Here is a 9368-nt window from a genome sequence, read left to right on the forward strand (position 1 = left end):
TGCGTCAACATCAAAAATGTATTCCGCCTTAAGCCAGTCTTCACGACGGCGGGGGTTGTTGTAGAATGCAACTGAAATATAGGCTGCAAAAGGTGCCTTGTATCTTAGGAATTTGCGCAATGCTTCAGTTCCTCCAAAGACCTTGTACCTGTCGTTAGGTCCGCGTCCGTTGTGGTCAAATCCGAATTCCCTTTTCTTGATGTCTTTTGATATGAAATCTGGAAGGTCCTTCGGGTCCCATTCCTCACGGTAGTACTGCCTTCGCTCCTTTATTGTAGCCTTGGAAAACATAATAATAGTTATATTCCATAAAGTATTTATTTATTCGCCAAATGTGCATCGGTGATTTTTCACATATTATATTAATCATGACGGATATAATATGCATATGGAAGAGATTGTTGAAGTAATCGGAGTGGAGCATCTAAAGACCGTACTTTCAGGACTGACACCCGAAGAGATAGTGAAGCCGGCATACGACAATTGGATGGGAGGCATCAAGACAGGCCATACAGTACTGAACCTTGAAAACGGAAATGTCTATGGTCTGGGCATTGATTTTAATGATCTTCCTCTTCATGACAATATATACATCGAACTGTTCACCATCGATTCTCATGAGACTCCAGTCAGTGAGGAAGACTTCTTTTCAAAACATGAATATGATGAGTTTCTGGAGTTCAGCAGCAATGACCCCTGCGAATACATTCCGGACATCATAACTGAATTCTGTGAAATGAAGGGCATTGACGAGTATGAAAGGACCATCGGCGTTCTTGCATATAACTTCGAAAAGAGAGAACAGGGAAACTACAACATGTGGGAATCCAAGATTCTGAACAAGTATTATGATGCCATTTACGAAAACCACAATCCATTCGAGTTTTCCCAATCAAGTCTGTAGGCCATATTATGTTGAGTTTTGATGAAAACAGGGATTTTCCATTTTACAATGAAAATCCGAGGATGTCAAAAATAGGGTGGCTTGTTTTATTGATCAGCATTCCGGTTTCCTTTTTTGCTAATGTTTTTGTTAGCTCATTAACGAATGATATTGTTGGAAGCATATTTTTCCTTTTGATAATGCTTATTCCATTGCTTTATTTTTCCAATTGGAACTATTCACTGTTCTTTAAAAAGCCTACAAAAGACGAACTGATACTTGCAGTGCTGATGTTTATAGCATATTTCATATATTCATTAATTATGAGCAATCTTTTGGATGCAAGCGGCCTGGCCAGCACAGGAAGTGCCGATGCGGAAATTGTTCCAATCGTCACACTTATATTTTCCATGATGGCTGAAGAACTGATAAAGTTCATTCCATTGATGCTTTTGCTGAGGGTTTTCTTTAAATACACATCAAATCGCAGATTATCAATTATAGTATCATCTGCAGTTACATTAATCATTTTTGGTTTAATGCATTTGGAACCGGGCATTTCCTTAATATCAGTGCTTTTGATTCAGGGATGGGGTTCACTAAGCCATCTCTATGTATATCTGAAAACCAAAAATCTCTTTGCATCATACATATCCCATCTGATGACTGATGCATTTATTTTAATAATGGCACTGTACGGATTGTTCGCTATTTGATTTAAGCTATTCCTTAGGAGCTTCCTTGTCCAGCTGGAATTTTTTTCGTCCGTAGCAAGACAGCGGATTGTTTATTCCCTTGCAGGACTTGTCCGGATGGCAAAGGTTCGGCAGGTGTATCTTTATTTTCTCGCAGCTCATAGGTGTGTACCATTTGGTTTCCCCTTCATGGTTGATGTCTACCCTTTCATGCATGCCGAAGCCCAGTTTTGATATGATGTTGATTTTTTCCTGAGGTTGGTCGTCGAATAATGGAGGTGTACAGTTGTCTGCGGCATCAAAAATCAATGGCAATATCTCATTTTCAGTGATTGATAAATCTGGATCCATGTCTGATACCTTTACGGTCTCATCTGATGCGAAAATTCTAGGATAGAGCCTTGCATATGATGCAAATGATGTTAAAAGCAATACTATTGCATCGTTACGTCCACCTGATGAGACTCCCTCGACTGTCGCCTTGATGCATGGCGGGAAGGCTTTAGGGTTAAGTTTTCCGGCCTCGACTGTTCCGTATATTCCTCCGCTTCCTGCATAGTACTTGTTGTATTTGCTGATTTCCTCAGGTATGAATTCCTTCAAATCCTCTCCGATTTTAATGATTGCAGGATGCATTTCAACCCTTGCTGACATTTCCTTGATGCGCGCAATGTATTCCTCGGTCTTCTGCATTATCAGCCTTGAAAGAATCTGTTCCTTGACGCTGTCTCCTATCAGTATGTTGTACATCCTCTCAGGGCTTCTGTCTGTGAACTCATCGCCGAAACGGTAGAGGAAATCATCCTGCTGGAGAACTATGTCCCCCTGATCTATCAGCAAATCGGTAAGCTTGAGCTTTTTGGTTGCAATGACCTCGCTTAGGGATTTCCAGGTGATTGCACCGTCGACTTTTACCTCGTCAAGCACTTCGTCGATGATTTCTGCCCTTGACATTGGCGGGATTTTTGAAAGCTTTTCTAAAATAAGTGTTCCCTGGGATTCGATGAAGAGTCTTGTTTCACGTGAGCCGAGGTTGAACTGTATGGCGATTGCCTGGCACAGTATATGGTAGGTCACCACATCATGGGCATAGATGTCCTGATTGGTGAGGTATTCGAATTCGGCCTGTGTGAAGTTGGTGTTGTTCTTTTTCTCGATTGCCCAGAGCATCCGTTTCATGCATAGGTCATACAATGATTTTGGTATCAGGGAGTCGTCTGAAAACTTCTGGTTGGTTGTGCGGATGCATATGTCTATAAGTGATTCGTTCTCATCGAATATCTGATTCAAATCTCCGTATTCCCTGATAATCAGTCTTCCCTCATCGGATAGTGGATTTATGAATGAAACTTCTGCCATGCTTTTAACTCTTTATTTTATGTTTTAAATAGCTAACCTATTTTTAAAGTCAATATTGTTTCCGGTTCATATTCTGACAATTGATGCAATATTAAAAAATTTCATTTTTATGTTTAAATCTAATTTTCTTATTAAATAACACTGTTAAAAAATAACTATTATAATATATGAGCAACATAATTATACTATGTTTAAAATAGATAAGGGGATTAGATAAATGTCAAAGATTTTTATTTCATGCGCACTTCCTTACGCAAATGGACCATGTCATTTGGGCCATATACGCTCAACATACCTTCCTGCGGATATCTATGCAAGATACAACAGGATGATCGGCAATGATGTGCTTATGGTCTGTGCAACCGATGAACATGGAACTCCAATTGCAGTTAAGGCAGACAAAGAAAAGAAAAAGCCGATAGAGATATCAAAAAGATACCACGATATGATTGTAAAAGACGTGGAGTCAATGAACATATCACTGGACAATTTCACAAGGACCACAGATGAAGCCCACTACGAGCTGGCTCAAAACTTCTTCAAATCATTATATGACAATGGATACATCTACAGGGAAGACATCCAGCAATTATACTGTCCTAACTGTAACAAGTTCCTTCCGGACAGATACGTTGAAGGATTATGTCCTGTCTGCGGTTCCGAAGCAAGAGGAGACCACTGCGAAAAATGCGGAAAGGCCCTGAATCCAACCGAACTGGACGAGCCACACTGCATTACCTGCGGAACCACACCGATTATCAAGGACACCTTCCAGTATGCATTCAAGCTTTCAGAGCTTGAGGATGCTCTTAAGGAATATATCTCAACAAATGACAATCTTCCTGCAAACGTAAAGAACTATGCAACAAACTGGCTCAATGAAGGACTGACCGATTGGATTCTGACCCGTGACATGGACTGGGGAATACCTGTGCCGTTGGATGAGGCAAAAGGCAAGGTGTTATATGTATGGATTGAGGCTTTTCTCGGATACATATCCTCCGCAAGCCAATGGTCAAAGGTCTCAGGCAAGAAATGGGAAGAGTACTGGAACGATTATGTGGTTCATTTCATCGGAAAGGACATCATTTACCACCATTCAATATTCTGGCCGGGACTGCTGAAGGCATACGGCTGCAAGCTTCCTGACATGATATATGCAGGAGAATTCCTTTCCCTTGAAGGCGAAAAGATGTCAACCAGCAAGAACTGGGTCATATGGATAGCCGATTTCGTAAAGGACTATGAGCCGGACCTGCTCAGATACTACCTGACAATAAACGCTCCCCTCAACAGGGACTCAGACTTCTCATGGGATGACTTCCAGAGAAGAAACAATGACGAGCTGGCTGACGTGATAGGAAACTTCCTGCACAGGACATTCGTATTCACCAAAAAGCAATTCGACAGCAGAATACCTGAATATGTGAATCCGACAGAAGAGGATGAGGAATTCAGAAAGGCAATCGAAGAGCTTCCGGACAGTGCAGGTGCATATATAGCTGATTACGAATTCAGGGAAGCCCTTCTTGAAATATTCAAGGTGGCCAAGAAAGGAAATAAATACTTCAATGATGCGGAACCATGGAAGGCAATTAAAGAAGATCCTCAAAAGGCCGCAAACTGCTTATACTTATCTAATCAATTAGCTAAAACATTAGCTTACACCCTAAAACCTTTCCTTCCATCAAAAGCGGACAGGATTGCTAAAATAATGAACCTCGGTTCACTTGACAAATGGGAGGATGCAAAGATTTTCCTGGAATCCGGCCATGAGATAAACAAGGCAAAGCCATTATTCAAAAAGATTGAAGATAAGGAAATTGAAGCCCAAAAGGCAAAACTTAAAGAAAACCTAACTGAAAATGAGGATGATAACATGAGTGATTTAGTGACAATAGATCAATTTGATGAATTTGTAATAAAGATAGGAGAAGTTAAAGAGGCTGAAAAAATCGAAAAGTCCGACAAGTTATTGAAGCTGCAGGTCGACCTGGGTGAGGAAAAGCCTAGACAGATTGTTGCGGGATTAGCAAAATTCTATGATGCAGAAGATTTAATCGGAAGAAAAGTATGTGTAGTCGCCAACCTTCAGCCTGCAAAGCTATTCGGAACATTATCAGAAGGTATGATTTTGGCAACCGGAGCATCAGGAGCACTACTAAGTCCTGATGAAAATGCTGAAGTAGGCGAAAGAATTCAATAAATAGATTAAAATGCCTGAATCTGTCCTAGTCAACAAAGCCGAGAACTACTTAAAAGAGATTGCAGAGGATTCAATCAGTCTGGATGACATTGAAGAGTTTGAATCCTTCAAGAATCTTTACTTTAAACTAGATGACAGATTAAACTATTTGCAGAAGTTAAGGAAAGACATGGACCGACAGGGGTACACCACACCATTCACATCCCTAAGCAAATACGGAACAAAGACTTTGGGCGAAGTGCCTGCCGATGAGATACGGGAAACCAGCCGCCATAACAAGATATTCAGGAATATAGCCAACGCCAAAAAAAACATCCTGGACCGTGTGAAATCAGCCATTGACTCACATATGATTGCACTTGGAAATCTTGAGCAGTTCGGATATGTGAAATGCAACTCATGCTATAAGAAATATTCAATGAGTGAATTTAAAGACAATGAAGGCCAATGCCGCTGCAAAAGTAAATCATTTTCATTTAAGATAAACAAGGAACTTACTCACAGGCTTGATATAATACCTTACCTGCCACTTTCCGGAAACTATATGGTTCTGAAGAGTGAACTGTCACAGTATGCAAGGGAATCATACAAGCAGGTTTTGAACATCCTGAAGCAGGAGCGAAAGGGTCACGTCAAGACAATAACCCTTGTAATCAGATTCAAGGATGAAAACAACCGTCAGATTCGAAAACGCATAACATTAGGCTCCGAATATGTTGACAATTATGAGGAAGAGGCAAGAAACCGGTATGGTAGAAATGTGCGCATAGAGGACATAAAGTTCAACAGGACAAAACCGGCAATCATTGACGACAATCATGCTAGAACCGCAATAGCACTGGCTTATGTCGGTTATGCCCAGAAAATAATAACTGAAATTGAAGACGACATATTGAAGCGTAACCTGACTGATTTCAAAAGGATTAACAAGTATGATGAAATCCTTGAGGAATATGAAAACAAGAGGCCTGATTTCATTGATGAATATGACCATGATGCGATAGAAGCATGGAGAAAATCCGAAATCGAAAAGAGATTCAGAAGCCTTAACTATATCGACAGGTTCGGAAACATTACCCGGTCTCTCAGGCGTGACATAAAGGTCAGGGAAAACATCTACAGGAACATATTCCAGAACATCGCATACACCCTCATTGTATGGGACATGTTCAGATATTACATGACAACCTCAAACAATGCCAGAAAAATCAATCTGGGACCGTTTCCATATATACGAGTGGAGCTTGACCGTGAACAGAGAAAGGCCTTCCAGAACACATACGATAAGGTCATTGAGATTCTCAAGGAATTCACCGACATCAAGATTATCCCGATTCCTGAAATGGACCTGCTTCTATATGAAAAGTTCAAGTTCGAAAAGGAAATGCACAATTCCCGCATCAAGTTCAACCATGTTGCACTGGGTGCCGCATTGATTAATCAGAACTCTGAAATCGAGCTTGAAAGCATAAGCTATGCATTCAACATAAACGAATCAAGAATCAATAAGGAAATCAAGCATATAAACCAGATCAGGAATCCGAAAAGCGACAGATCCCAGCAGTTCGTTGAAATGTTAAAAAAGTGATATTATGGATGAAAAAGTAACAACAATTCATATCACTAAGGCATTATCATTTTCAATAATTGTGGATTTGATGGATGAGTATCCAAACCTTCAGGAGATAACATGTGCTCCCAGCGTATATAAGAGAACCCCAGAAAAATATATCGAAGCACTGAAGAATCTGGACATTGAGGTCAGAACAAAGTACAATTGGGGAGCCAAATCAAGAAGCAACGACATCGAGTTTTATGTAGCTAAACTTTCCAATGAAGGTCTGAGCGCAAGACAGATTTCACAAAGGCTTGAAATTCCACTCAGCCGTGTTTACTATCTGCTTAAAAAAAGCAAAACTAATTTTGACAACAGAAAAAGGAAACATGACCACACCAAAATCAAACAACTGAAAGAGGAAGGATTGACCGCAAAGGAAATTTCCGAAATGTTGGACATTCCTTTGAGAAGCGTATACTATATCCTCAACAAAAAATAATTGTTATGATTAATTATTTTAATCAGTAATAAGATATATTACATTATGATGATTTTACCCCAACTTCCATTATATGCAATTGCAATAATCTGTGGCTTATTGTCTTTTGCGGTAACAAGATTGACAATGCCGAAAATAATTTCCAAGCTCGAAGCGGCAGACATTGTCGGAAAGGACATACATAAATCCTGGAGACCGGTCGTTGCCGAAATGGGAGGATTTGGAATATTGTTCGGTTTCATTATAGGAATGTTTTCAGGAATATACATGCACGATATCCTGACATTTCCATTGGTGATTGTTCTGGTCGTTATCCTGCTTGTAGGAATGATAGGAATTGTTGATGATCTGCTTGCACTCTCATCAAAGGAAAAGTTCTTCCTGCTCTTTCTTGCAGGCCTTCCACTGATATGGGCTGCACCGCCTAATGTAGGTCTTTTGTACTTGATTACCATCCCTATTGCATTGTCGATAGGATCCAACCTGACCAACATGCTTGCCGGTTTGAACGGTATCGAATCAGGTTTGGGTGTCATTTCAATGACTTCACTTACAATAGCATGTATCATTTTGGGCAAATATGACGTTACAATCATTTCAATGAGTATGCTCGGTGCATTGATTGCATTTCTGTACTTCAACAGATATCCTGCAAAGATCTTCCCTGGGGATACCGGTACACTCATCATCGGGGCAGCCGTTGTGTGCATTGCATTTATAGGTAGGGTAAAATTGATTGCATTCATCGTGCTTATGCCTAACATCATCGATGCTGCATTGAAGTTCTATTCAGCCGGAGTCATGAACAGACAGCAGCAAAAGCCGACACAGCTGAATGATGAAGGAAAACTTGTCCGTCCGGAACAGGGCTTCAAGTCTTTGATAAGACTGGTTTTAAGAAGGCCTATTGCAGAAAAGGATGCAGTTAAGATAATCTGGGCAATAGGGATATTCTTCGGAGCTTTAGGAATAGCTGTTGCTTTGGTGATGCCTGGAATGCTTGAAAATCAGACGCTTGTGAACTTCCTGCAAATCAAGGAAATGTTCTATCATATATAGGTGATTGTATGAGACCTTATGTAATATTGAATGCCGCAATGACATTGGACGGTAAAATTGCTACCGCATCAGGCAGTTCCAACATTTCCGGAAAAAAGGACCTTGAAAGGGTTCATGAGATAAGAAAGGAATGCGACGGCATAATGGTCGGCATTGGAACAGTCCTTGCGGACGATCCAAGACTTACCGTTCACAAGATTGATGCAAAGCCTGAGGACAATCCCGTGAGGGTGGTTGTCGACAGCAAATGCAGAACCCCTTCTGATGCAAGGATTACAAACGATGATGCAAAGACAATAATAGCTGGCGCCAATGAATACAAGGAAGAGTTCATGAAAACAGATACATATAAGACATTGAAGGAACGTGGCGTGAAGTTCTTCTTTTCAGGCGACAAAAGGGTTGACCTGAAGGCGCTGATGAACTATCTTCATGAGGAAGGCATCGAAAAGCTGATGCTTGAAGGCGGTGCGACACTTAATTTTTCAATGATAAAGGCCGGACTGATTGATGAAATCAGCATTTGTGTGGCGCCAATGGTAGTTGGCGGTGCCAATGCAAAGACATTTTTCGATGGAGATGGATTTAATACAATGGACGAATCAGTAAAGTTGGAGTTGATTGATTACTATCCATTAGATAAGGACTTCATTTTAAATTATAAGGTCTTGAATGACTGACCGGATATTATCTTATGCCATATGAAATCATCACCTGCATAAATGCTTATCAATACTGATGCCAGTGTGGTCATGACAAATATCAGAAATACCTCTGTAGGCGTCAGGGCAAAGAAAAGCACAAGCAAAATTATTTCTCCGATTATGAATATCCTTAACGGATTTCCTGTTTTTACATAGCTTAAAAGACCTAAAAGCACAGGAGTCATGATAATAGCCAAAATGTATAAGATTGATTCATATAATCCCACAAGGTTCATTACCGGCAGGTTTAGAATGTACATGAAGAGATACATCTCAATGACTGTTAAAAAGAATCCCTGAACCCCTCCGCAGATTGCCTGGGACAGAGTATGCTTTTTTAAAAGAACCCTTGACCAGATCAGCACCGGATATATCAGGCCGAAAATGGCTCCAAAGGGACCAAGC

The 9368-nt window shown here is 40.5% G+C and carries 8 protein-coding genes and 2 pseudogenes; 7 read left to right on the forward strand and 3 right to left on the reverse strand.

What is annotated here, in order from left to right; translation table 11 throughout:
* A pseudogene (locus E7Z79_RS08190) lies at nt 1-291 on the reverse strand (DNA primase catalytic subunit PriS); the annotation flags it as partial.
* 97 nt (nt 292-388) lie between these two features.
* Between E7Z79_RS08190 and E7Z79_RS08195 the strand changes: the two are divergent.
* On the forward strand, nt 389-904 hold the full coding sequence (locus E7Z79_RS08195) for a hypothetical protein (RefSeq protein WP_303739470.1): 516 nt from the start codon (nt 389-391) through the stop codon (nt 902-904).
* Between the two features lie 8 nt (nt 905-912).
* The gene (locus E7Z79_RS08200; RefSeq protein ID WP_303739471.1) at nt 913-1599 is read left to right on the forward strand and encodes a type II CAAX prenyl endopeptidase Rce1 family protein; all 687 of its coding nucleotides are present in this window, start codon (nt 913-915) and stop codon (nt 1597-1599) included.
* Nucleotides 1600-1605: 6 nt separating this feature from the next.
* On the opposite strand, the gene priL is transcribed toward E7Z79_RS08200, so the two are convergent.
* Nucleotides 1606-2937 carry a DNA primase large subunit PriL gene (gene priL / locus E7Z79_RS08205; RefSeq protein WP_303739472.1) on the reverse strand — a complete coding sequence of 444 codons (1332 nt, stop codon included), beginning with the start codon at nt 2935-2937 and terminating at the stop codon, nt 1606-1608.
* A 217-nt stretch (nt 2938-3154) separates the two neighbouring features.
* Here priL and metG point away from each other — a divergent pair, with 217 nt between their 5' ends.
* From metG to E7Z79_RS08230, 5 genes are read left to right on the forward strand one after another with little or no spacing between them, the layout of a single operon-like run.
* On the forward strand, nt 3155-5143 hold the full coding sequence (gene metG / locus E7Z79_RS08210; RefSeq protein ID WP_303739473.1) for a methionine--tRNA ligase: 1989 nt from the start codon (nt 3155-3157) through the stop codon (nt 5141-5143).
* 10 nt (nt 5144-5153) lie between these two features.
* On the forward strand, nt 5154-6731 hold the full coding sequence (locus E7Z79_RS08215) for a DUF530 domain-containing protein (protein ID WP_303739474.1): 1578 nt from the start codon (nt 5154-5156) through the stop codon (nt 6729-6731).
* Nucleotides 6732-6735: 4 nt separating this feature from the next.
* A complete protein-coding gene (locus tag E7Z79_RS08220) occupies nt 6736-7200 on the forward strand; it encodes a hypothetical protein (RefSeq protein WP_303739475.1) in 465 nt (154 codons plus the stop codon).
* A 45-nt stretch (nt 7201-7245) separates the two neighbouring features.
* Nucleotides 7246-8259, forward strand: a complete 1014-nt coding sequence (locus E7Z79_RS08225; protein WP_303739476.1) for a glycosyltransferase 4 family protein — start codon at nt 7246-7248, stop codon at nt 8257-8259.
* A gap of 8 nt (nt 8260-8267) precedes the next feature.
* Nucleotides 8268-8939, forward strand: coding sequence for a 2,5-diamino-6-(ribosylamino)-4(3H)-pyrimidinone 5'-phosphate reductase (locus tag E7Z79_RS08230; RefSeq protein ID WP_303739477.1), 672 nt, complete (start codon nt 8268-8270; stop codon nt 8937-8939).
* Here the strand turns inward: E7Z79_RS08230 and E7Z79_RS08235 are convergent.
* Nucleotides 8918-9368 (reverse strand): annotated as a pseudogene (locus E7Z79_RS08235) (hypothetical protein); the annotation flags it as partial. The gene E7Z79_RS08230 and the pseudogene E7Z79_RS08235 sit on opposite strands and share 22 nt — an antisense overlap.

Origin of the sequence: Methanobrevibacter thaueri (assembly GCF_015062905.1) — an archaeon.
Classification (GTDB): Archaea; Methanobacteriota; Methanobacteria; order Methanobacteriales; family Methanobacteriaceae; genus Methanocatella; species Methanocatella thaueri_A.